Genomic DNA, 24763 nt, shown 5'->3' on the forward strand with positions numbered 1-24763 from the left:
TCGCTGGTAGCACTTGGACGTCAAATGAAACGTGAGGATTTCCTCATGATTCTGTGTCAACCTTGGTGCACGCGGATGGAGCCACCTCGTTGCCAACGGCGGTCTCGCTCGAGAAACATTTCGCTCATTTGTGCGCCGGCCACGGCATCACCCGACGAAGCAATCTCGACTCCCCGAGTTGCTCACGAGAGGAATCGCAGCACCTTGACGATCAACGAGAGCACGCCTTCACACGGACAGGGCGCGGGCAGGTCCCCCAAGAGCGGTGGCACGTCTCGTACCCTCGCGGACCGCTTCGCTGCCGGAGAGCCCTACGCACTGGCATTCGGCGGACAGGGATCGCCGTGGTTGAGCTCCCTCGAGGAACTCGCCCGTGATTCCGCCCTCGAACCCGAACTCACCGACCTCGTCAACGAATCCGCAGCGATTCTGGCCCCCGTCGCTGACGACCTGCTCGTCGTGCGCTCGGTCGGATTCGACCCGATCGGGTGGATGCTGGAGCAGGACCTCGCCGACGACGACGAGGGCGCCGCCGCATTCGGTCCCTCCGAAGCAGCACTGACGTCGGCTGCAGTCTCCCTCCCCGGTGTCTTCCTCACCCAGGTCGCTGCATTGCGCGCACTGAAGCTGCAGGGCCTCGACCCCGCCGCGGCCCCGCCCGTCAGCGTCATCGGCCACTCGCAGGGCCTCATCGCCGCGGAGTCGGTCAAGAGCAACGGTGCAGAGGACGCGCGTCTGCTCGCAGTCGCGCAGCTCATAGGTGCCGCAGCCGGTCTCGTCGCACGGCGTCGCGGCATCATCGGCGCAGCCGACCGTGCACCCATGGTCTCCGTCTCCGGCGTCGAGCCCGAGCGTCTGCAGGCCATCGTCGACGAGCTCGCCATCGACGGCGCACCCGAGCGCTCCGCAGTTCTCGCCATCCGCAACGGCCGCCGACGCGTCGTACTCGCCGGGCCGCCTGCCCAGCTGGCTCGCGTCCAGGAACGCGCCGAGCAGATCGCCGCGCAAGAAGAGCGTGAGCGCGAGTCGAAGAAGCGCGGAGGAGCGACATTCTCGCCCGTCTTCGAACAGCTTCCGGTCGAGGTCGGCTTCCATCACCCCGCGTTGGCCGACGCCGTCGAACTCGTCGCCGCATGGGCGCAGCGCACCGGCCTCGACGTCGAGGTCGCACGCACGCTCGCACAGCGCATCCTCGTCGATCCCGTCGACTGGGTCACCGAAATCGACGGAGTCATCGACGCCGGCGCCGACTGGATCCTCGATCTCGGCCCCGGCGACATCCTCACTCGCATGACGGTGCCTGCTCTGCGTGGACAGGGCGTCGGCATCGTCGCTGCCTCGACCCGCGGTGGCCACCGCAACCTCCTCACCCCGGGTGCAGCTCCCGAGGTCCAGCCTGCATGGTCGGAATTCGCGCCGAAGCCGGTGACGCTTCCGGACGGCCGCGTCGTCGTCGAGACCTCCTTCACGAAGCTGACCGGCCGCTCGCCGATGCTGCTTGCAGGCATGACGCCGACGACCGTGGATCCCGCGATCGTCGCAGCGGCGGCCAACGCCGGCCACTGGGCCGAGCTCGCCGGTGGTGGCCAGGTCACCGAACAGATCTTCGCCGACCACGTCGAGAAGCTGGAAGGCTTGCTCGAGCCGGGTCGCGCCGTGCAGTTCAACTCCATGTTCCTCGATCCGTACCTGTGGAAGCTGCACGTGGGCGGCAAGCGTCTCGTCCCGCGTGCTCGCGCTGCAGGAGCCCCGTTCGACGGCGTCGTCGTCACCGCTGGCATCCCGGAGCTCGAAGAAGCAGTCACGATCATCGACGACCTGCGTGAAGCAGGATTCAGCTACGTCGCGTTCAAGCCGGGAACCGTCGCGCAGATCCGCGCAGTCATCCGCATCGCGAGTGAAGTGCCGTCGTTCCCCGTCATCGCCCACATCGAGGGCGGCCGCGCAGGTGGCCACCACTCGTGGGAGGACCTCGACGATCTGCTTCTGTCCACGTACGCCGAGCTGCGTGCGCGCCCGAACCTCGTCATCTGCGTCGGCGGTGGCATCGGAACGCCCGAGCGTGCAGCCGAATACCTCACCGGCCGTTGGTCGCTCGGCGCCGGCTACCCGAAGATGCCCCTCGACGGCATCCTCGTCGGAACCGCTGCGATGGCCACTCTCGAAGCCACCACCTCTGCCGAGGTCAAGCAATTGCTCGTCGACACACCCGGTACCCCCGACTGGGTCGGTGCAGGCACCGCCGGCGGTGGAATGGCGTCCGGCCGTAGCCAGCTGGGTGCCGACATCCACGAGATCGACAACGCCGCATCGCGTTGCGGTCGCCTCCTCGACGAGGTCGCAGGAGATGCCGACGCGGTTGCGAAGCGTCGCGACGAGATCATCGCCGCGCTCGACGGCACCGCGAAGCCGTACTTCGGCGATGTCGCCGAGATGACCTACGCACAGTGGCTGGATCGGTATCTCGATCTCGCCATCGGTGCCGACGTTCACAAGGAGTTCGACACCGGCGGAGAGTTCGCCGACGCACTCACCGAGGCAACGGAATCGGTGTGGCTCGACGTCACCTGGCGCACCCGCTTCCTCGAGATGCTGCAGCGCGCCGAGGCACGTCTGCACCCGGTCGACCGTGGACCCATCCCGACACTGTTCGCCGACGTGGACACACTCGAGCGTCCACGTGCGGCCCTGCGCTCGCTCCTCGCGCAGTTCCCAGACGCAGGCGACGTCGTTCTCCACCCCGCCGACATCACGTTCTTCACCTCGCTGTGCCGCCTGCCGGGCAAGCCGGTCAACTTCGTTCCCGTCGTCGACGGAGACGTCCGCCGTTGGTGGCGCAGCGACTCGCTGTGGCAGGCACACGATCCGCGCTACTCGGCCGACCAGGTCTGTGTCATTCCTGGCACCGTCGCGGTTGCCGGAATCACCCGCGTCGACGAGCCCGTAGGCGACCTGCTGAACCGCTTCGAGAAGGCCACGTCCGACGAACTCCTCTCGGACGGCGTCGAAGCAGCGCCGATCTCGAGCCGTCGTCATGCAGACCTCGCTCCGGGACTTCTCGGCATCGTCCTCGGTGCACCGGACGTCAACTGGGCCTCGCGCCTGACGCAGAACCCCGTTGCGCGCCTGGGTGATCCGACCGAATGGGTCGTCGATTCCGACACGCTCGCGTCGCACCCCCAGACGGGATCGACGCTGACGGTTCAGGATTCGGACCACGTCGAGCTGAACGTTCCGCTCGCGCCGGGCAAAGAGGTGCGAATCCTCTTCACCGTTCCCGCATCGACGGTCGACGGCGGCGCACCTGTCGTCACGGCCGAGGACGCACAGACCTCGATGTCTGCATTGCTGGGAGTTGCTGCAGGACAGGAACTTCCGAAGGTCAAGAACGGCGTCGCCCGCATCAACCTCGCATGGGTTCCCGACCTCGTCGCCGACCATGCGGGTGTCACCGGATCCGGACTGCCCGAGTCGCTGACCGTCAGCGGCAAGGCTGTTCCCGACGTGCTCGTCGGCGCATGCTGGCCTGCTGTGTTCGCTGTTCTCGGCGCCACCAAGACGGCAAGTGACATCGACGTCATCGAGGGCATGCTCGATCTGGTTCACCTGGACCACAGTGTCAACTTCGTCGGCGAACTGCCTTCCGACACCTCCATTCTGGTCGTCAAGGCCTCGGCGGGAGAGGTGCTCGACACCGATCTCGGTCGCGTCGTGGAGGTCACCGTCGAGATCGGCGCCATGCTCGGTGAGGGTCTCGACGCACCGACCGTCGCAACTCTGGTGGAGCGCTTCGCGATTCGCGGACGTACCGGCAAGGGTGAGCTGTCCGATCCGGCGCCCGCCGGCGGTTCGGTCTCCTCCGAGTCCAAGGACACCCCGCGTCGTCGCCGTCGTCAGACCACGATCCTGGCCCCGCGCAACATGGCTGCGTTCGCACAGGTCTCGGGCGACCACAATCCGATTCACACGTCGGACCCGGCAGCGCTGCTCGCCGGCCTCGGCAGTCCGATCGTGCACGGCATGTGGCTGTCGGCCGCAGCTCAGCAGGTCGTCACGGCAATCGACTACGCGGACACCAAGACTCCGCCTCGTCGACTGACCGCGTGGACCTCCCGCTTCCTCGGCATGGTTCGCCCCGGAGCGGAGATCGATGTGCGCGTCGACCGCACCGGATTCGATCAAGGTGCCGAGCTGATCGAGGTGTCCTGCCGTGTCGCAGGCGATCTCGTCATGGTCGCATCCGGCCGTACCGCTGCACCGAAGACGGTCTACGCGTTCCCCGGCCAGGGCATTCAGCGTCAGGGCATGGGCCTCGACGCACGTGCACGGTCCAAGGCTGCTCGTGAGGTCTGGGAGCGTGCCGACAAGCACACTCGCACGGCGCTCGGATTCTCGATTCTCGCTGTGGTGCGGGACAACCCGACGTCGCTCAAGGCGCGCGGCACCGTGCACAAGCACCCCGACGGCGTTCTGCACCTGACGCAGTTCACCCAGGTCGCCATGGCGGTCCTCGGTGTCGCACAGGTCGCCGAACTCCGTGAATCCGGTGTGTTCGTGGAGAACTCGATCCTCGCCGGACACTCCGTCGGTGAGTACAACGCGCTCGCCGCTGTCGCAGGTGTGTTGCCGCTCGAAGCTGTCCTGGAGGTCGTCTTCCAGCGCGGCTCGGCGATGCACGCTCTCGTCCCGCGCGATGCCGCAGGGCGAAGCAACTACCGCATGGCCGCGATCCGGCCGTCGCAGATCGGTCTTGCCGACGACGACGTGCAAGGATTCGTCGCAGGTGTCGCCGAGGAGACCGGCGAGTTCCTCGAGATCGTCAACCTGAACCTGCGTGGCAGCCAGTACGCCATCGCCGGAACGGTCGACGGACTGAACGCACTCGAGAAGAAGATCGCGATCCGCCGCGCCGAGTTCGGTGGCAAGGCCGCGTACATCATGGTCCCCGGCATCGACGTGCCGTTCCACTCCACCGTGCTGCGCGGGGGAGTCGCGGACTTCCGCACCCGCCTGCAGGCACTGCTGCCCGCGGATCTCGATCCCGAGATTCTCATCGGGCGCTACGTTCCGAACCTGGTCCCCAAGCCGTTCTCCCTCGATCGTGAGTTCATCCAGGAGATCGCGGATCTGGTTCCGTCGGAGCCCCTGAACGACGTTCTCGCGGACTTCGATTCGTGGGCTGCGCGTACCCACGACCTGTGCCGCGTCGTGCTGACCGAACTGCTCGCATGGCAGTTCGCCAGCCCGGTGCGCTGGATCGAAACACAGGATCTGCTGTTCGCCGACGAGTCGGACGGCGGCCTCGGAGTCGAGCGCTTCGTCGAAATCGGCCTCAGCGCAACGCCGACCGTCGCCAACCTCGCGTCGCAGACGCTGAAGTTGCCGGGCCGCTTCGGCTTCCCCGTCGAGGTCCTCAACGTCGAGCGTGAAGCTGCGATCGTCTACGGCACGGACACCGATCCGGCACCTGCCGACGAGGACGAGGCTCCTGTCGCCGAAGCCGCTCCTGCTGCTGTTGCTGCCGCTCCGGCAGCTGCTCCGGCACCCGCCGCGGCTCCGTCGGGCGGACCGCGTCCCGACGACATCGCCTTCAGTGCAGCCGATGCCACCAAGATCCTCATCGGTCTGTGGACCAAGCTGCAGCTCGATCAGATCGGGCCCGCCGACACCATCGAGGCACTGTGCGACGGCGTCTCCTCTCGTCGTAACCAGCTGCTCGTGGACCTCGGCTCCGAGCTCTCGCTCGGCGCGATCGACGGTGCTGCCGACGCCGACATGGGCGCGCTCTCGGGCACGGTCAACAAGCTGGCTCGTACGTACAAGCCGTTCGGCCCCGTGCTGAGCGACTCGATCAACGACCACCTGCGCAAGGTCTTCGGGCCTTCGGGACGTCGCCCGGCCTCCATCGCGGATCGCGTCAAGAAGACCTGGGAACTCGGCGACGGCTGGGCAAGCCACGTCACCGCCGAGGTCGCCCTCGGTACCCGTGACGGCGCTTCGGTGCGCGGCGGTGCTCTCGGCGGTCTCGCCGACGGCGCACTCGCCGACGGCAATGCAGTCGACACCGTGATCGACTCTGCCGTGGCCGCAGTCGCTGCACGACGCGGCGTCGCTGTTTCGCTTCCGGCTGCAGGCGGCGGAGGCGGAGGAACCGTCGACGCAGCTGCGCTCGGTGAGTTCACCGAACACATCACCGGTCGTGACGGTGTGCTGGCTTCGGCTGCACGCCTCGTGCTCGAGCAGCTCGGACTCTCCGAGGCTCCGAACGCGCTCGCCGTCGAGAACCCGGATGCTGCACTGGCCGATCTCGTTGCCGCCGAACTCGGTTCGGACTGGCCGCGACTCGTCGCACCGGCATTCGACGCCCGACGCGCAGTGCTGATCGACGACCGCTGGGCCACCGCCCGTGAGGACCTGGCCCGACTGTGGCTCGGTACCGCAGGCGACCTGGCTGTCGAGAGCTTCGCCGGTGCAGGCAAAGCCGTTGCAGCACAGGCGCAGTGGTGGAAGGCCAAGGCCGACTACGACGGTAAGGCGCTCCTGTCCGAGGTCTACGGACGTATCGCTCAGGCCGCAGTCGTCGCCGACGAGAAGGGCGAATGGTCCGACGAGGTCGCCGTGATCACCGGCGGCAGCAAGGGATCCATCGCAGCCTCGGTGGCAGCCAAGCTGCTGGGCGGGGGAGCGACGGTCTTCGTCACGACCTCGCGTCTCGACGACGAGCGACTCGGCTTCTACCGCAGCCTGTACCGCGAGAATGCTCGCGCCGGAGCGTCGCTGTGGGTCGTTCCCGCGAACATCGCGTCGTACACCGATGTCGATGCGCTGATCGAGTGGATCGGCAGCGATCAGATCGACAGTGCCGGTGGCGCAAAGACTCTCGTCAAGGCAGGCATCACCCCGACGCTGCTGTTCCCGTTCGCCGCACCTCGCGTCGTCGGAGAACTGTCCGACGCAGGTGGCCGCGCCGAGATGGAAATGCGTGTGCTGCTCTGGTCGGTCGAGCGACTGATCGGCGGACTGTCGAAGATCGGTTACGACAACGACATCGACACGAGCCTGCACGTCGTGCTGCCCGGTTCGCCGAACCGCGGAATGTTCGGTGGCGACGGTGCCTACGGCGAGTCCAAAGCTGCTCTCGACGCCATCGCTGCCAAGTGGGGCTCCGAGAAGAACTGGGCCGAGCGGGTTTCCATCGCTCACGCGCACATCGGTTGGGTCCGCGGAACCGGCCTCATGGGCGGCAACGACCCGATCGTCGAGGCGGTGGAAGCCGAAGGTGTGCGTACCTGGTCCACCGACGAGATGGCGACGGAACTGCTGAAGCTCAGCACTGCATCAGCTCGTCGACAGGCAACGGAGGCACCGCTTCTCGCTGATCTGACCGGTGGTTTGGCCAACACCAAGCTCAACTTGGTCGAACTGGCTCGCGAAGCTGCGGCAGCGGCGTCGGAGAAGGTCTCGGAAGAAGCCGACAGCTCGGTCATCGCCGCGCTGCCCGCACCGCCGCGACTCGCTGCGACGACGGCTCCGGCCTGGCCCACGCTCGACGTCGACCCGAAGGATCTGGTCGTCATCGTCGGTGCCGGTGAACTCGGACCGTACGGCTCAGCTCGTACACGCTTCGAGATGGAGGTCGACGAACAGCTGTCGGCCGCAGGTGTTCTCGAACTCGCATGGAATACCGGCCTGATCGCCTGGGAGAACGATCCCAAGCCGGGTTGGTACGACATCGAGTCGGGTGACCTCGTTCCCGAGGAAGACATCGCCGACAAGTACCACGACATCGTCGTCGAGAAGTGCGGTATCCGTACCTACGGTGACGACGGCGCCATGGTCGGCAACACCGCTCCGCTCATGACGTCGATCTTCCTCGACAACGACCTCACGTTCGTCGTCGGAACCGAGCTCGACGCACGGTCGTTCGCGGCAGCCGATCCCGAGCACACGCTGATCACACCGGTCCCGGATTCCGGCGACTGGCAGGTGACGCGCAAGGCGGGCACCGAGATTCGCGTTCCGCGAAAGATGAAGCTCACCCGCACCGTGGGTGGACAGATTCCGACCGGATTCGACCCGACCAAGTGGGGCATCTCGCCCGACATGGCGAGCTCGATCGACCGAGTCGCATTGTGGAACATCGTCTGCACGGTCGACGCCTTCATCTCCTCGGGCTTCAACCCGTCGGAACTGATGCGGTGGACGCACCCCACGCTGGTCGCCAACACGCAGGGCACCGGCATGGGCGGCATGGAGTCGATGCGGTCGCTGTACATCGACACCCTGCTCGGCGACGCTCGGGCGAACGACATCCTGCAGGAAGCTCTGCCGAACGTCGTTGCTGCACACGTGGTTCAGTCGTACGTCGGTAGCTACGGCGCGATGGTTCACCCCGTCGCCGCCTGCGCCACCGCGGCCGTCTCGGTCGAGGAAGGCGTCGACAAGATCAAGCTGGGCAAGGCACAGCTCGTCGTCGCCGGTGGTTTCGACGACCTGAGCACCGAAGGCATCATCGGCTTCGGTGACATGTCGGCCACCGCGGACTCGGCTGCCATGTCCGCCAAGGGAATCAGCGATCGCCGCTTCTCGCGGGCCAACGATCGTCGTCGCGGCGGATTCGTCGAGTCTCAGGGTGGTGGCACCATCCTGCTGGCTCGCGGTGACCTCGCGCTCGAGATGGGCCTGCCGGTCCTCGGTGTGGTTGCGTACGCACAGTCCTTCGGTGACGGTGTGCACACGTCCATCCCGGCTCCGGGACTCGGTGCGCTCAGTGCCGCTCGCGGCGGCAAGGATTCGTCGTTCGCACTGTCCTTGAACGCTCTGGGCGTCAGTGCCGACGACATTGCCGTGATCTCCAAGCACGACACGTCGACGGCAGCCAACGATCCGAACGAGGCCGAGCTCCACACGCGCCTCGCGAAGGCCATCGGCCGCACCGACGGTGCACCGCTGTTCGTCGTCTCGCAGAAGAGCCTCACCGGCCACTCGAAGGGTGGAGCCGCAGCCTTCCAGCTGATCGGTCTCTGCCAGGTGCTGGCGAATGGAGTCATCCCGCCGAACCGCAGCCTCGACTGCGTCGACGACAAGATGACCGAGTTCGAACACCTCGTGTGGGCTCGTGAGCCTCTGAAGTTCGGCGACTCGGTGCCGCTGAAGGCCGGTCTGCTCACCTCGCTCGGCTTCGGACACGTGTCCGGACTGATCGCGGTGGTGCACCCGCAGGCATTCCTCGAATCGGTTCCGGCCGATCGCCGAGATGCATACGTCGCTCGTGCGAACGAGCGTCGCATCGCCGGTCAGCGCAGGCTGATCTCCGCAATGGTGGGAGGCGACGCCCTGTACGAGCGTCCCGACGACCGCAGGCTCGGCCACGACGGGACGCCGGCCAAGGCGACCCGTGAACTCGAAGCGAACGTTCTGCTCACCGAGGCCGCGCGTCTCGGCGACGACGACGTCTACCGCTCGGGTCTGCCGGGGTGCAAGTAATGGCGATTCTCGGAGTGGGTTTCGACCTGGTGACCGTGTCCGATTTCGCCGAGCAGATGGAGAAGGTCGGCACGACGATGATCCGCGACAGCTTCACCGCGGGTGAGCGTCGGCATGCGGCGACGAAGAGTGCCGACCCGGCCCGCCACTACGCAGCGCGGTGGGCTGCCAAGGAAGCTGTGCTGAAGGCGTGGGCGACCTCGCGTTTCGCGCGGCCTCCGCAGATCGGTGACAACCCGTACCCGCTCATCGAGGTCGTCAACGATGCGTGGGGACGGCCGTCGATCAAGCTGCACGGCATGGCACAGGAGTTCTTGCCGACGGTGAAGATCCACCTGTCGCTGACGCACGACGGTGACATCGCCGCCGCCGTCGCGATCCTGGAGGAGTGATTTTCTGAGCCCTGAGCGCCGGCCTACCCTTCGGGGTGGGCCGGCGTTCGGCGTTTGTGGGGTCGGGTGGTTCGGACCGAATGTGACATCCGGTCACTCAGAGTGCGCGAGGGCGTCATTCGGTCACCTGGGGCCTGGTGGCGCTACTGGAGCGAGGGTGACATGCGGTCACTCAGAGTGCGCGAGGGCGTCATTCGGTCACCCGTGGGGAGGCCGGTCAGCATCGGCACATGCCTAGTCGACGACGGATGCACCCGATCGACGGGATTCCTTCTCGGCGACGAGGAGGTAGGCCGCCATGATGCGCTTGAGTTCGGCGACGGCATCCTCGTGGCTCTGGTCGTCCTGGACGGAGAAGTTGAGCATCGAGTAGACGATGTGGACGAGGACCTGTGCCATGAGGTTGCGTCGGGCTCGGGGAGTGCGGGGTGTGAGCGGGCCGAGCATCTTCGCGACCTGGTCGGCGAATTCGCGTTCGTGAATGACTCCGGTCGCCCGTGTCGACGGTGTGGACTGCATCGCGAGCCACACTTCACGACGTGAGGGGTCGGACATCCACAGCCCTGCCATGTGGTCGACGAACTTGTTGAGGAACCGCAGCCAGTCCAGGGAGGGTACTTCGCCGTTGAACTCGGCGAGCTCCTGCTGGACGCCGACGAGGTCCTGTCGGTTCAGCTCGCAGACGATGACGTATTTGTTGGCGAAGAACTGGTAGAGGGTTCCGATGGGGAGTTCCGCCCGGGCTGCGACTTCCTCGCACGTGAACGATTCGAAGCCGACATCGCTGAGCAAGTCGCGCGACGCCGTGAGCAGTGCGTCGAACTTTCGCTTGCTGCGTTCCTGCGTCGGGCGCCGACGCGGCATGAGCTCCTGAGTCTCTGCGGACGATTCGAGCGCGGCGTCGATACGTCTCGCAGACTGGGCGCTAGCAGAGGAATCCACCTGCTCAGGCTAGCCGCCGTGGGTGCATTCGTTCCACAACGCGCGCAAATCGTGGGTCATCGGAACCTCAGGACCGGTGAACGGCTGTCGTCGAACCTACAGACCCGTGACGAGTTCTCGTGACAAGTCATAGGTTGTTTTCTGGTTAAAGAAACAGTCTTTCGGTATGGTTCACAGAACCAGTTACGTAGTCGTGCAGGGTGAGCGTCACCGATTGTCCGTCGGAGGCGTTCATGTCGGGAGCCTCACCCCTCAGGCACAGGAGAATCGCGTGGCAACCATTGGACTGTCCGTCGAGTCCGGGGCGATGTATGCCGTTCTGTTCGACCAAGGGACGGACGCCGTCGTCGCCAACAGAATGACGGCGCTCGACGGTGGCGTTGCAACAGCTCTACCCGCTGCCGTCGACGGGATGCGCGCCGCTGCCCGCCGTCGAAAGCTCGATGTCGACGCAGTCGGTCTCGTGTACTCGTCCGATTCGGAACGCGACGAGCTGAAGAGCATCGTCGACTACGGCAGCATCGCCGACGTGTCGTTGTTCCCGGCATCGTCGGCGTTTCTCGGCTGGCTGGCGAGGTCGTCGGAATTCGCCGACGCGGAACGAGTCCTCCTCTACTACATGGGCGACGCGGGTGTGTCGATCTCGCTGGCCGACGCAGCAACATCGACGGTGTCGACGGCCAAGACGGCTGCACTCGATTCGATGAGCCCGGAGAAGATCGGCAGCACCGTTCCGCTCGCGTGGGAGGTGCTCGACGAGGCAGGCGTCAAAGCGAATTCGGTCGCGCTGTTCGGAGACCGATCGGGCAATCGAGACCTGGTCGATATTCTCGCCCTCGGACTCGGTCTGCCCGTCGTGCGCGTCGCCGACGCGGATCAGGTGGCCGCCCTCGGTGCTGCAGTCCTGGCGGTCGACAAGGTCCCGGCGAAGACCGCGAAGGTCGTCGAGGCGTTACCGCCGGTAGTTTCCGTCGAACCGGTGACCATCGTGCCCACGTCGACCGATCCGGTGCCGCCAGTCGAGGCCCGAGGTGCCCAACCCCGAAAGAAGCTGATTCTCACAGCCGCACTGTTGGCTGCCGTTCTGTCTGGTGGCGTCGCATTGGCGTCGACCCTTCCCGACGACGGTGCGACGACGGCTGCACCGACCGAGACGTCGGCACCCGCGGTCACCGAGGTCGACACGAGTCTCGCTGGGGCGACGTCGTCGGTTGTGATCGCGGCACCGCCAGAGACGCAGCTTCCGCCCGCCCCTGCTCCCGCCGTCGAACAGCCCGTTTTCGTCGAGCCGGAGGTGCCTGTGACGTGGGAGTCCGTGCAGGCGCCTGCGCCGGTTGTTCGGCAGGGGACCGTCGAGACGCTCTCTCCCATTCCTGCCCAGGCTATTCCGCCGAACGCGGCGGTCGTTCCCACGACCGTCGATGCTCCCCAGTTCACGATCCCGCCCGTGATTCCCGAGGCAGGGAAGTCCCAGGAGCAGTTGGAGCAAGAGGCGTGGGACCGGCACTGGCAGCACACCGCGCAATGGTTGGAACAGGAGATCGCCGGAAACTGAGTCGGTATCCGGTGACACAATCGACGACGAGAAGCTCGTCGACGATTGCTGGTCAGGAGAACCGATGTCGGATGTTCGATCGCGCGTTGCCGCTGATATGTCCTGGGCGCGACGCGAACTCGCGGAGCTGGTGGCATTCAGGTCGGTCCATGACGAACGTCAGTTCCCTCGCGAGGAATGCATCGCGGCGGCGGAATGGGTTCGGACGGCATTTCTCGATGCCGGGATTGCGTCCGTCGATCTGATCGAGACCGACGATGGGTCGCTGGCTGTCGTTGGTCGTACGCCGGCTCCTGCCGGTGCGCCGACGGTTCTGCTGTACTCCCACTACGACGTTCAGCCGCCCGGTGATGGAGCCCTGTGGGACAGTGAGCCGTTCGAACTGACCGAGCGCGACGGCCGCTGGTACGGGCGTGGTGCTGCGGATTGCAAGGGCAATCTCGTCATGCATCTGTTGGCGTTGCGCGCTCTGGGAGCCGATCCGGGCGTGGGAATTACCGTCGTGTCCGAAGGTTCCGAGGAGATGGGGACCGGGGGACTGGAGGCGCTTGTTGCGCAGCGGCCGGAGCTGTTCGCGTCGGACGTCATCATCATTGCCGATACCGGCAATGCGGCCGTCGGTCGACCGACCGTGACCACCACGCTGCGCGGAATCGCCAACGTCGTCGTCCGCGTCGACACACTTGCCGGCGAAGTGCATTCGGGTATGTACGGAGGGCCGGCGCCCGACGCGCTCGCCGCTCTCGTTCAGCTGCTGGCTTCGCTGCGAGATCGGAACGGCGACACCGTCGTCGACGGGGTGGAGTCCACGCAGACGTGGGATGGAATCGACTATCCCGCCGACAGCTTTCGCGTCGATGCAGGTGTTCTGGACGGGGTCGGATTGGCAGGCTCGTCGACGGTGGCCGATGCGGTCTGGGCGCGACCAGCTTTGACGATCCTCGGCATCGATTGCCCGCCTGTCGTCGGCTCGGCGGCAGCGATTTCCCCGACGGCGTCCGCCCGGCTGAATCTTCGTGTGCCGCCCGGTATCGACGCGCGGCAGGCTCAGGACGCCTTGGTGACTCATCTCGAGTCCCACGCTCCGTGGGGCGCTCGGGTCACGATCGAACGCGAGGCCATCGGTTCGCCGTTTCGAGCGCGAACCGACGGCCCTGGCTACGCGGCGCTGTCCGGTGCGCTGAGCGAGGCATTCGATATTCCGGTCGCGACGGCCGGGCAGGGCGGCTCGATTCCGCTGTGCAACGTTCTTGCCGAGACGTTCCCGAAAGCCGAGATCGTGCTCATGGGCGTCGAGGAACCGCAGTGCCGCATCCATGCCCCGAACGAGAGCGTCGACCCCAGCGAGATCGAGAACCTCGCCGTCGCCGAAGCTCTGTTCCTGCAGAGGCTGGGTGCGTCAGACCGATAGGTCGCGGCGAAGTTTCGCGACGTGGCCGGTGGCGCGGACGTTGTACTGCGCCACCTCGATCTTGCCTGCTTCGTCGACGAGGAACGTGGACCGAATGACGCCCTCGTAGACCTTGCCGTAGTTCTTCTTCTCGCCGAACGCTGCCCACGCCTTCAATGTCGTCTTCTCGACGTCGGACAGCAGCGGAAAGTTCAAGCCCTCGGCGTCGCGGAACTTCGCGAGCTTCGCTTCTTTGTCGGGGGAGATGCCGATGACCTCGAGGCCCTCGCCGTTGAGCTCTGCCAAACTGTCGCGGAAGTCACACGCCTGCTTGGTGCAGCCGGGGGTGCTCGCGGCCGGGTAGAAGTAGACGATCACTTTCTTTCCTGCGTAATCCGAGAGCGAGACGGTGTTGCCGTCCGCATCGGGCAAGGAGAACGCTGGGGCGGTGTCGCCGGGCTCGAGCTTCTTGGTATCGGTCACCTGACGAGACTATCGAAATCGACCGGTGCTCTAGGCTCGACGGTGACACACAAGGTTTGCGACACGTTGGAGGACATGTGGCCAGGGACACCGACAAGATCGAGCGCGAGATCGAGGCCGCTCGCAACCAGCTCGCCAGCACGCTCGACGAACTGAGCGTCCGCGCCAGCCCCAAGCGAATCGTGGAGAGCACGAAGCAGTCGCTGGTCTCCAAGCTCAACGAGCCCCCGGTCAAGTACACCCTCATCGGTGTCGGTGCAGTCGTCGCCGTCCTGGTCGTCCGGAAGATCTTCAGCTGACGTAATCAGCGGCCTGACCAGGCGATTTCACATCTGGCGGTTTCTCCTGTTAATGTTTCTCCCGCACCGCAGAGAACACGCGGTGCGGATCGGCGCCATTAGCTCAGTTGGTTAGAGCAGCTGACTCTTAATCAGCGGGTCCGGGGTTCGAGTCCCTGATGGCGCACACCAAGTGCCCCTGAACAGCGTTTACGCTGGTCAGGGGCATTTTTTGTCGTTTGACCGCTCCCAGGTATCCGCAGACTTCGCAAATGTGAGCAACCCGCTGACCAGCGGATTCGCAGGCATACTAGGGCGATTCGGGGACTCGACTCTTAATCCCGTTTTTCGGGAACTCAGGTTTGGGTACCAATGCGGGTGACCTGCGAAGACGCGCGTCCGATTCTACGGCCAGGCGGCCGACGGACGACTGTGGACGCTCAACTCATCACTTACTCAACACTTTGCGCTCAAAGAGTCGACCTCGGTGTCAGCGGTCATGTAAAGCCGCAGGTACGAGGGCCATTCGGCACACAGTTCCCCACCGGCTGTCACACAATTCCTCACCCAAGGACATGTCGGTTCGGGGTTCGAGTGCCGCTCAGGTTCGCGGAAGAGTTCCACGAGTCGTTCAACGGCGATTGACTTCCCAGCCACGCCGTTTCCCTCCCCGACGATTGGCTTCACTGCCTCGCCCACCAGATCTGGCGTTCTAGAGTTCCTTCACTATGACCTATGGTGATCCACATCACCGCTACAGGTGTCGTTCAACCGGCAAAATGTGGCTTTGAACTGGTGCTTATGAAGTTTTACTCAGTTGTTGCCATCAAGACCTTTCTTTACGGCCACCCAACTGGCATGCTAGTTGTAGTGATGCCGATCACCAACGGAGGCCGATATGGCCTCAGGTCCATCAAACTGTTCTGAGAAGGTGCCATGACGAATTCGGACTTGCCCGCCCCGGGATTTCTCCCGTTTCTCGACGACGGGAGCGGCTACGACACCGATGTGGTCGTCATCGGGCTCGGGCCGGCAGGCGGCACAGCCGCGCTCGCGCTCGCCACGTACGGAGTGCGAGTGCACGCCGTGTCGATGTTCCCGTGGGTGGCCAACTCACCGCGAGCGCACATCACCAATCAGCGCGCTGCCGAGGTTCTGCGCGACCTGGGTGTGGAAGAAGAAGCGCGCCGTTACGCAACCCCGTGGGAACAGATGGGCGACACCCTTTTCACCACCAGTCTGGCCGGGGAAGAGATCGTGCGCCTGCAGACCTGGGGGACCGGTGATCTGCGGTACGGCGACTACCTGACCGGCAGCCCCTGCACGATGCTCGACATCCCGCAGCCACTGATGGAACCGGTGATGATCAAGAACGCCGCCGAGCGCGGAGCCATCATCAGCTTCCACACCGAATACCTCGACCACACCCAGGACGAGAACGGCGTGACCGTTCGACTCCGAGACGTCCGTTCCGGCCACGTCTTCGAACAACGCACGCGTTACTTGCTCGGTTTCGACGGTGCCCGCTCGAAGATCGCCGACGAGCTCGAGCTGCCTTTCGAAGGTGAACTCGCCCGGGCAGGAACCGCCTACATCCTCTTCAATGCCGACCTGAGCAAGTACGTCGCCCACCGCCCCAGCATTTTGCACTGGATCATGAACTCCAAGGCCGGGTTCGGTGAGATCGGCATGGGTCTGCTGCGCGCGATCAAGCCCTGGAACCAGTGGATCGCCGGTTGGGGATTCGATATGGCAGACGGCCAGCCCGATGTCTCCGACGAGACGGTCATCGAGCAGATCCGGACCCTGGTCGGCGACCCCGAACTCGATATCGACATCGAGTCCCGTTCGTTCTGGTACGTCAACCAGCAGCATGCCAACCACTACCAGTCCGGTCGAGTTTTCTGTGGCGGTGACGCGGTGCACCGTCACCCGCCGAGCAGCGGGCTCGGCTCCAACACATCGGTGCAGGACGCATTCAACATTGCCTGGAAAATCGCTTTCGCCGTCAAGGGCTATGCCGGCCCCGAGCTCCTCGAAACCTACTCGCCCGAGCGGGTGCCGGTGGGCAAGCAGATCGTGGCTCGGGCCAACCAGTCGCGGAAAGACTATGCGGGCCTGCGTGAATGGTTCGACACCGACAGCGAAGACCCCGTGCTCGACGGTCTGGCCAAGCTCAAGGACCCGTCCCCGGAAGGTGTCGCGCGCCGCGAACGCCTGTACGAGGCACTCGAACTCAAGAACACTGAGTTCAACGCGCACGGCGTCGAGTTGAACCAACGTTATGCCTCGACCGCCGTCGTACCCGATCCGGACCTCGCAGACGAACAGTGGGCGCGGCACCGGGAGTTGTACCTGCAGGCGACGACACGCCCGGGCGCCAAACTGCCACACGCATGGTTGGTCGGTAGCGACGGCCGCCGTATCTCCACCCTCGATGTGGTGGGCAAGGGCATGATGACTCTGCTCACCGGCATCGGTGGGCAGGCGTGGAAGCATGCCGCGGCCTCTCTCGACCTTCCGTATCTTCGGACCGTCGTGGTCGGCGAACCCGGCACCATCGACCCGTACGGCTACTGGCGTCAGGTACGCGAAATCCACGAAGCGGGCGCGATCTTGGTCCGCCCGGACGGATACATCGCGTGGCGACACAGCACACCGGTCTGGGACGACGCCGAGGCACTGGCGACTTTGGAGGACGTAATGGGCACGATTCTGGATCGTCCTGCTGCGCGGACCGGCACTGGCGCGGAGACCATCGCTCAGGATTCTGCGCGGTCCACAGCACCGCAGTACAGCACCGCACCGGCGCCCATCACCGTTCCTCAGGCGACGCCAGATGACGCGTTGGCCACGGCCGGACAGGAATAGACATGTCTATCGCACTGCTCGCAATGAGCCACAGCCCGCTTCTCGAACACGCAGAACTACCCGCAGATGTCTCCGTAGAACTGGAAGCGGCGTTCGACACGGCTCGTTCGTTCGTCCACGATTTCGATCCGGATGTCATCGTCAACTTCGCGCCCGATCACTACAACGGCTTCTTCTACACGCTGATGCCCGCGTTCTGCATCGGGTATGCAGCGGAGAGCATCGGCGACTACGGCAGCCAGGCCGGTCGACTGAACGTGCCCGAGGACTTCGCCCGTGACATCGCCGAGCATGTCATCGGTGATGAAATCGACCTCGCCGTGTCACTCGAAATGCAGGTCGACCACGGCGCCGTTCAGCCGATCGAGTTGTTATACAAGGACATTGCGGCCAAGCCCGTCGTTCCGGTGTTCATCAACTCTGTGGCGCCGCCGTTCACCCCGGTCAAGCGAATCCGTCTACTGGGCGAATCGATTGGCCGGTATCTGTCGACGGTGGACAAGAAGGTATTGCTGATCGCATCCGGAGGTCTGTCGCACGATCCGCCGGTTCCCAAGTTGGCAACAGCGACAGTCGAGCAGCGAAAGGCGTTGCTGGGCAAGGGTGGCCCGATCTCGGCCGAAGCTCGCGATGCCCGTCAACAGCGAGTGATCGACGCAGCGCGGGACTTCGCGGCGGGCACTGCCACGATTCAAGATCTTGCGCCCGAATGGGATCGGGAATTGATGAGCATCCTCGCCTCCGGCGATCTGACACCGCTCGACAGCTGGTCACCCGACGAGATGACCAAGATCGCAGGCAACTCCTCGCACGAGGTACGGACGTGGATCGCCGGCTACGCTGCGCTCTCGGCCGCAGGTGGGTACGAAGTCGCGTACAGCTACTACCGGCCGATCAGAGAACTGATCGCGGGATTCGGTTTGACCACCGTCGTCCAACGCTGACCTGACAATTTTTCGATGCCGAGTCCGAACGTGCCGCGCGACTTCGCGACACGTTCGGACTCTTCGAACAGACTGCGGCGTATGGGATCGAACCGGAAGGCGAAGAGGTTGGGAAGAGCGAGCCGACGACACCCGGCCGAACCGGGTAGCGCCGGGGACAAGTCGTCCTCGAACAGTTGAAGAAACGCATCCTCGATGGCAGATGCAAACCCGGCTCACGCATTTCCATCGAAGAGGTGCGTTGGGAGTTCGGCGTCAGCAAGAATCCGGTCATGGATGCCATGCGGCGCTTGGAAACAACGGGTTTCGCGCAGATCGTTCCGCGGAGCGGATGAAGGGTCGAGTCGTGCACGAAGTGTGAAGTCGGGAACTTCTTTCGTTTGTTCGGCAGCCTCGAAAGCGAAATAGCTGCTGTTGCTGCGGTGCGACGCACGTCGGCGCAGATCGATGGACTCGACGAGGCCTGGCGCAGCATCGAGCACGTGCGGCAGTATCCGGACAGTGCATAACGAAGCCGGATCTATCGTCGCCCCAACAGGGAATTCGACCTGGCGATGAACCGCCTGGCGCACTCGCGGGTGATGGCCGAACAGAGCACACGTATGTGGGGCATGTCGGATTTCTTGATTTCCACGGCCAGAAGCCGCTTCTCGACGCCCGGTGTGATCGAACAACGCAATCACGACCACGACGTGATCCGCGGCGCAATCATCCAGCAGCGCGTCGAGGCTGCACGGGCAAACGATGATCGACCACATCCACGCATCGATCGACCCGGACAGAACATCCGCCCCCGGCGATGATCAACTCGAACCACAACCGTGGTCAGCCCGCTAGGTCTCTTTTGTCGGACTCATTTCGGATGACCTCGACCGTGCCCACGATATGGTGCTCCATTGCCTCCCGTGCCCACCGTTCGTTTCCGGCGCGAATCGCCTCAGCAATGCCACGGTGGTCATTCTGGCGTTCGTCCAGCGCGCTCGACAGGGGGTTGTTCACGCCCGAGGTGTTGATGAGGAAGTCGGACAGATCCCACATCCTTTGCGAGGTCTCGGCCATGATCCGCGAGTGCGCCATACGGTGAATGACCGCGTGAAACTCGCGGTTCTGCAGTCGATAGCCATGCGCTCGCACCGCACCGTCCTCGGAGGTGATGAGTCCGTCGACGGTGGCCGACACAGCGTCGAGGTCGCGAAGCTGGGCGTCGGTGCGCCGCAGCGCGGCAACTCCAGCGATCGTTCCTTCGAAACCGCCGAACAGAGTGAAGAAATCCTCGATCTCCTGGCGTGTGTACGACACGACCTGCACACCGACCTGGGGCACGATGTCGACCAATTTGTCGCTGGACAACCGGCGCAGAGCATCCATGACAGGTTGCTTGCTGACCCCGAACTCCTGGCGAATCGACTCCACCACGATCTTCTCGCCGGAGGCGTAGTTGCCTTCGAGCAGGCGAGCTTTGAGCGTGTCATAGAGAACCGCAGAGAGCCTCGCGCCCGTGAGTCGAACGTTCGTCAGCGCGGCCGCAGCCTGCTCGGCTTGCCCCTGCGCTGAATTCTGCCAACTCGACCGACCAACCGACGGCGCGTCGTCAACCATGGTGATGACCTTCCCTCTGCAGACCGCGTGTAAAAGTCGAATTCTAGTTGACGTGATTCGGACCACCGTAAATCAGGACTGCTAAGAGGCTAGCATTTATGTCCGCAACAAACGGGAGCGGCGGCCGAGGTTCACTTGTCGAAATGCACTTGTAGCGCGTGTCACTGCTTTCGATCGTGGCAATGCGCAGCCTGCCGAGTGTCTGCCCTTGTGGTCTGGGTCACCGTCGGTTACTGTAATCTGGAACGCTAGCATTCCAGAGTGTGAGCTTCTTAGCTCAGAGACGCACAGTGAAGCGAGCGTGCCCACCTCGAACACATCGACGATGCAGTCGGGTCGTAAGGAGAGCCACATCATGGAATTCAGCATCGGAACCTGCGCAAAGATCGACCAAGTATCAATGGTCAAGCAGGCCGAAGATCTGGGAGTCACACATTTCGGGGTCGGAGAAGGTCCGCTGCTCTTCAGTGACCCGTACCAGTTCCTCGCCCTGGCGGCTCGCGAGACGAGCACGATCCAACTCGGCACGATGGTCACCAACCCGTTGACACGGATCGCTCCGGTCACCGCGAACTCGATGGCCACCTTGAATGCACTCGCTCCGGGACGTACGTACCTGGGCATCGGAACAGCGAACAACGCTCTACGTTCGATGGGCAATCGCCCCGCCAAGATTTCAGAACTCATGCACGCCATCGAGGTCTCCCGTGACCTGATGGCCGGACGCCGCACTGTGCACAAGTGGCTCGGGCAGGAGCGCGAGGTCGAATTCCTCGACAAGGAAAGCGGCTTCTACAACGTCAAGGACCACATCCCGATCTGGGTCGCCGCCGGCGGACCAAGAGGCCTGGCCGAGGCGGTCAAGTACGCCGACGCCATCGTCTACTGCCTCGGACCCAACCCCGAGATGATCAAACTGGTCCGTAGTCGGCTCGACAAAGCGGTGGCCGACGCCGGTCGCGCGCCAGGGTCGGTGAAACTGGTGTCCCTGTCGTGGTTCTATCAGCTCGAGAACGGCGAGACCTGGGAAGACGGCGTCACCAACGGGTTCGGTTCAGGCCCCATCAGTTCCTGCATCACCAATTCGGGTCTGATGGATCAGCACCGCGACGTACTCGGAGACGCCATCGTCGATGCCTCCATCACTGCCGCACAGCAATACCTCGGCGACCCGACTGCCGCGGATCAGCCACATTATCTCGACACGTGGGCCAAGTACCTACGCGGTCTCGACCCCAAACACCGTCCGATCATCACCCAAGAGCTCGTCGACTACTGGTGCCTCTACGGTTCACCCGCCGAACTGCGTGAGAAGACCGCCTTGATGCTCGAATCGGGTGTCGACATCACCCAGGTGTTCCTGTCCAACCCCTTCACCGCGCAACGCGACATCGACAACATCGGCCACTCGATCCTCGCCCACGCTTGAACCCGGCACTCGCACAGACACTCTCAGGAGAACTCTCATGGAACTCGACCCCCGCAGCACCGCCCTCATCGTCGTCCACACTCAAGGCGACGTCGTCGGACCCGACGGAGCATTCGCTGACTTCTTCTACAGTCAGGTCGTCGAACGGGACGTGATCGCGAAGATCGCCGGCCTCGCCGACGACGTTCGCAGCGCCGGTGGAACGGTCGTCTACACCCGAGTGGCCTGGAAGCCGGATCTGTCCGACCTCGAGGTCAACTCACCCATCCTCGGCATCGTGCAGCAGTCCGGCTGCCTGCAGGAGGGAGCGCCACTCGCCGACATCGTCGAACCTCTCGCCCCGAAGGACGGCGATATCGTCGTCACCCACCAGCGCGTCGGCGGCTTCCAAAACAGCACTCTCGACGAGGTCCTCGAAGCGAACGGGATTACCACTACGGTGTTCGCCGGCGTAGCAACCAACTTCTCGGTCGAGGGAACCGCCCGTACCGCAAGCGATCTCGGCTACCGCACCGTCGTGGTCGAGGACGCATGCTCGGCCGCGACCCCCGAATCGCACACCGCCAGCATCGAATCGCTGGGACTGCTAGCAGAAATCGTCAGCATCGACGACGTGACCGCCGCGCTCCATGCCACAGTCAGCGGCACTGCATGAGCACCGCCATCACCACACCGGACACAACCACCAACACAGGAGAGATCCCCGTGACGACCAACATGCTCGTAGCCCGGCTGCACGAGATCGATCAGCCCATGAAGCTCGAGTACCTGCCGGTCCCCACCCCGCGGCCGACCGATGTCGTCGTCCAGGTCAAGGCATGCAACGTTGTTCCCAACCTCCGTAACGTCCTCGCCACCTACGCCGAGTGGTTCCCCTATCTCCCGTTGCCGCAGCTTCCTGCAGTCTTCGGTCTCGACTCCTCCGGCGTCGTCTCCGCCGTGGGGGAGCACGTGACGGACGTCTCGGTCGGTGACCGCGTGTATGTCAACCCCGGGCTGTCCTGTGGAGCGTGCCGCGCATGCCGCGAAGGCAAAGACCAGAACTGCGACAGCTACACCTTCATGGGGTACTTCGCGTTCGGACCCGAAGGCCAGAAGTGCTTCGACGCCTACCCGTACGGCGGACTGGGGGAGTACCTCACTGCTCCGCAGCGCAACCTCGTCAAGCTCCCTGACTCCGTGACCTTCGAAGAAGGCGCCCGATTCGGCTACCTGGGAACCTCGTATTCCGCACTCCGCAAAGCGAATGCGGGCCCGGGCAAGACCGTTCTGATCGACGGGATCTCCGGAACCCTGGGCCTGGGAGCATGCCTGAACGCCCTCGCACTCGGCGTCACCAAAATCTTCGGCACCGGCCGTAACGCCGAACTCCTCGCCGACGTCAGGGCCATCGCACCCGATCGCATCGAAGTACTCCCGATCGGCGAAGGAGACCTGGGCGCATGGCTCCGTGAGCACAACGACGGTGAAGGCGCCGACATCGTCATCAGCTCGGTCGGGCCAGGTGCGCCGGCCGAGTCGATCACCGACGCACTGGCAAGCCTGCGCCGCGGCGGCATCGCCGTCGACATCGGCGGAATGATGGAAAAGCCTGCGCTGGACCTGTTTTCGATGATGTGCTCGCAGATCTCGGTACTCGGCAGTCTCTGGTTCTCGACCGGTGAAGCGCAGGACATGGCAGATCTCGCCGCAACGGGAATGCTCGACCTGTCGGTACTCGAACACCACGCTTTCCCGCTGGAGAAAATCAACGAAGCCCTCGACAGCCTCCCGGCGCGTCACGGCGGATTCACCAACTTCATCAGCGTGCCCTGACTAGGCACTACCTCCAATTGCAACGGACCACCGCCCCGCCACGCACACTACTGACCGTCTAGAAGGTCAGCCGACACAGCCAGTAGAAACGGAACAATCATGACCACACGGGCGACACCCCCTCCGGCAAAAAAGCCGAAAGCGAGCTCGCCATTGCGTGTTGCGATGGCCAGCTTCATCGGGACCACAGTCGAGTACTACGACTTCTTCATCTACGGCACCGCCGCCGCTCTGGTGTTCCCGAAATTGTTCTTCCCCGACGCTTCCCCTCTCATGGGAGTACTCCTGTCGTTCGCCACCTTCGGTGTGGGCTTCCTCGCCCGTCCCCTCGGTGGGGTGGTGTTCGGCCACTACGGCGACCGTCTCGGGCGCAAGAAAATGCTGGTCCTCTCGCTGGTCGGCATGGGAGCAGCGACATTCCTGATGGGCGTGCTCCCCAGCTACGCGACCATCGGAATCGCCGCACCGATCCTGCTCACACTGCTCAGACTGCTTCAAGGGTTCGCCGTCGGCGGCGAGTGGGGTGGTGCGACGCTGATGGCAGTCGAGCATGCACCGAAAACGAAAAAGGGCTTCTTCGGCTCGTTCTCTCAGATGGGCGCGCCGGCAGGCGTCAGCCTGGCGACTCTGGCCTTCTTCGCAGTCTCACAGTTGCCCGACGATCAGTTCCTCAGCTGGGGCTGGCGCATCCCGTTCCTCGTCAGCTCGATTCTCATCGTGGTCGGGCTCGTCATCCGGCTCACCCTCGAGGAAAGCCCGGATTTCGAAAAAGTCGTCGACACCAACGCCGTCACACGCATGCCGATCGTCGAAGCATTCCGCAAGCACCGCAAGGAAATACTCCTCATCGCCGGCACCTACCTCAGCCAAGGTGTATTCGCCTACATCTGCATGGCGTACCTGGTCTCGTATGGAACAAGCGTCGCCGAGATCACCCGAACGCAAGCACTGGCAGGGGTATTCGTTGCGGGAATCGTTGCAGTAGTGCTGTATCCGGTATTCGGATCCCTGTCCGACACCTTCGGTCGCAAGACCATGTACCTCATCGGTGCCGTGGCCATGGGAGTCGTCATCGGACCGGCGTTCCTGCTCATCAACACCGGAAATCCGTGGCTGTTCATGACCGCACTGGTCCTGGTGTTCGGCATCGCGATGGCTCCTGCAGCCGGCGTCACCGGATCACTGTTTTCGATGATTTTCGACGCAGACGTCCGATACTCCGGCGTCTCCATCGGCTACACCATCTCGCAGGTAGTGGGCTCGGCCTTCGCGCCGACCATTGCCACCGCGCTGTACGCAGCTACAGATTCGAGTGTCTCGATAGTGATCTACCTGGTCGTGGTTTCGACCATCTCGATTGTCTCCGTGATCCTGCTGCCCGGAGGGTGGGGTCGCAACGGCGCCGCGATGCAGCTCGTAGCCGACGGCGGTCACTCGAATGCCGCGACCTCCATCCCCGCCACAGCGCCTGCGGCCAGATCTGCGGAGATGGACGCGGTCTGAAGCCAATGCAGCTGAGGATATCGAGGTGACCGCGCTCGACGGCACAGCCGCGTCGGTGACCGGTGCCAGTAGAGGA

15 protein-coding genes and 1 tRNA gene are annotated in these 24763 nt (G+C 64.1%); 13 read left to right on the forward strand and 3 right to left on the reverse strand.

The genetic code is table 11. The features are described 5' to 3' along the window. Positions 1 to 204 precede the first annotated feature (204 nt). Entirely contained in the window at positions 205 to 9486 is a 9282-nt protein-coding gene (locus tag CHB96_RS09805; RefSeq protein ID WP_089245579.1) for a type I polyketide synthase, read from the forward strand. Beyond that, positions 9486 to 9878, forward strand: a complete 393-nt coding sequence (acpS, locus tag CHB96_RS09810) for a holo-ACP synthase AcpS (protein WP_089245581.1) — start codon at positions 9486 to 9488, stop codon at positions 9876 to 9878. The genes CHB96_RS09805 and acpS overlap by 1 nt, the downstream gene beginning before the upstream one ends. Positions 9879 to 10112: 234 nt before the next feature. Here the strand turns inward: acpS and CHB96_RS09815 are convergent, their stop codons facing one another. After that, complete coding sequence (locus tag CHB96_RS09815; RefSeq protein ID WP_089246127.1) at positions 10113 to 10742, reverse strand: TetR/AcrR family transcriptional regulator; 630 nt, start codon at positions 10740 to 10742, stop codon at positions 10113 to 10115. Positions 10743 to 11091: 349 nt separating this feature from the next. Between CHB96_RS09815 and CHB96_RS09820 the strand changes: the two genes are divergently transcribed. Both CHB96_RS09820 and CHB96_RS09825 read left to right on the forward strand, forming a co-directional pair. After that, on the forward strand, positions 11092 to 12375 hold the full coding sequence (locus tag CHB96_RS09820; RefSeq protein ID WP_245865419.1) for an FGGY-family carbohydrate kinase: 1284 nt from the start codon (positions 11092 to 11094) through the stop codon (positions 12373 to 12375). Between the two features lie 64 nt (positions 12376 to 12439). After that, complete coding sequence (locus tag CHB96_RS09825; RefSeq protein WP_089245583.1) at positions 12440 to 13786, forward strand: dipeptidase; 1347 nt, start codon at positions 12440 to 12442, stop codon at positions 13784 to 13786. Here the strand turns inward: CHB96_RS09825 and bcp are convergent. Continuing rightward, positions 13775 to 14248: a thioredoxin-dependent thiol peroxidase gene (gene bcp / locus CHB96_RS09830; protein WP_089245585.1), complete on the reverse strand. Its 474-nt coding sequence runs from the start codon at positions 14246 to 14248 to the stop codon at positions 13775 to 13777. The two genes, CHB96_RS09825 and bcp, sit on opposite strands and share 12 nt — an antisense overlap. Before the next feature lie 77 nt (positions 14249 to 14325). Between bcp and CHB96_RS09835 the strand changes: the two genes are divergently transcribed. The 5 genes from CHB96_RS09835 (at position 14326) to CHB96_RS30385 (ending at position 18676) form a co-directional block, all read left to right on the forward strand. After that, positions 14326 to 14547, forward strand: a complete 222-nt coding sequence (locus CHB96_RS09835) for a DUF3618 domain-containing protein (RefSeq protein ID WP_089245587.1) — start codon at positions 14326 to 14328, stop codon at positions 14545 to 14547. Positions 14548 to 14639: 92 nt separating this feature from the next. After that, a tRNA-Lys gene (locus CHB96_RS09840) sits at positions 14640 to 14713 on the forward strand. 749 nt (positions 14714 to 15462) lie between these two features. Then, positions 15463 to 17397, forward strand: a complete 1935-nt coding sequence (locus CHB96_RS09845; RefSeq protein ID WP_089245589.1) for an FAD-dependent monooxygenase — start codon at positions 15463 to 15465, stop codon at positions 17395 to 17397. Positions 17398 to 17399: 2 nt separating this feature from the next. Then, complete coding sequence (locus CHB96_RS09850) at positions 17400 to 18341, forward strand: 3-carboxyethylcatechol 2,3-dioxygenase (protein ID WP_089245591.1); 942 nt, start codon at positions 17400 to 17402, stop codon at positions 18339 to 18341. 176 nt (positions 18342 to 18517) lie between these two features. Then, the gene (locus tag CHB96_RS30385; RefSeq protein WP_089245593.1) at positions 18518 to 18676 is read left to right on the forward strand and encodes a GntR family transcriptional regulator; all 159 of its coding nucleotides are present in this window, start codon (positions 18518 to 18520) and stop codon (positions 18674 to 18676) included. A gap of 490 nt (positions 18677 to 19166) precedes the next feature. Here the strand turns inward: CHB96_RS30385 and CHB96_RS09865 are convergent, their stop codons facing one another. Then, positions 19167 to 19940 carry a GntR family transcriptional regulator gene (locus CHB96_RS09865; RefSeq protein ID WP_089245597.1) on the reverse strand — a complete coding sequence of 258 codons (774 nt, stop codon included), beginning with the start codon at positions 19938 to 19940 and terminating at the stop codon, positions 19167 to 19169. Positions 19941 to 20295: 355 nt separating this feature from the next. On the opposite strand from CHB96_RS09865, the gene CHB96_RS09870 reads away from it, so the two are divergent. From CHB96_RS09870 to CHB96_RS09885, 4 genes are all read left to right on the forward strand, one after another. Further along, the gene (locus tag CHB96_RS09870; protein ID WP_089245599.1) at positions 20296 to 21369 is read left to right on the forward strand and encodes an LLM class flavin-dependent oxidoreductase; all 1074 of its coding nucleotides are present in this window, start codon (positions 20296 to 20298) and stop codon (positions 21367 to 21369) included. Positions 21370 to 21406: 37 nt separating this feature from the next. Next, the gene (locus CHB96_RS09875; protein WP_089245601.1) at positions 21407 to 22024 is read left to right on the forward strand and encodes a cysteine hydrolase family protein; all 618 of its coding nucleotides are present in this window, start codon (positions 21407 to 21409) and stop codon (positions 22022 to 22024) included. A gap of 62 nt (positions 22025 to 22086) precedes the next feature. Then, positions 22087 to 23184, forward strand: coding sequence for an alcohol dehydrogenase catalytic domain-containing protein (locus tag CHB96_RS09880; protein WP_371829004.1), 1098 nt, complete (start codon positions 22087 to 22089; stop codon positions 23182 to 23184). 99 nt (positions 23185 to 23283) lie between these two features. Then, positions 23284 to 24687 (forward strand): MFS transporter, encoded by a 1404-nt coding sequence (locus CHB96_RS09885; protein ID WP_371829002.1) that lies wholly within the window; start codon positions 23284 to 23286, stop codon positions 24685 to 24687. The last annotated feature ends 76 nt before the right edge of the window (positions 24688 to 24763 follow it).

It is taken from the genome of Rhodococcoides kyotonense, assembly GCF_900188125.1.
Taxonomy (GTDB): Bacteria; Actinomycetota; Actinomycetes; order Mycobacteriales; family Mycobacteriaceae; genus Rhodococcoides; species Rhodococcoides kyotonense.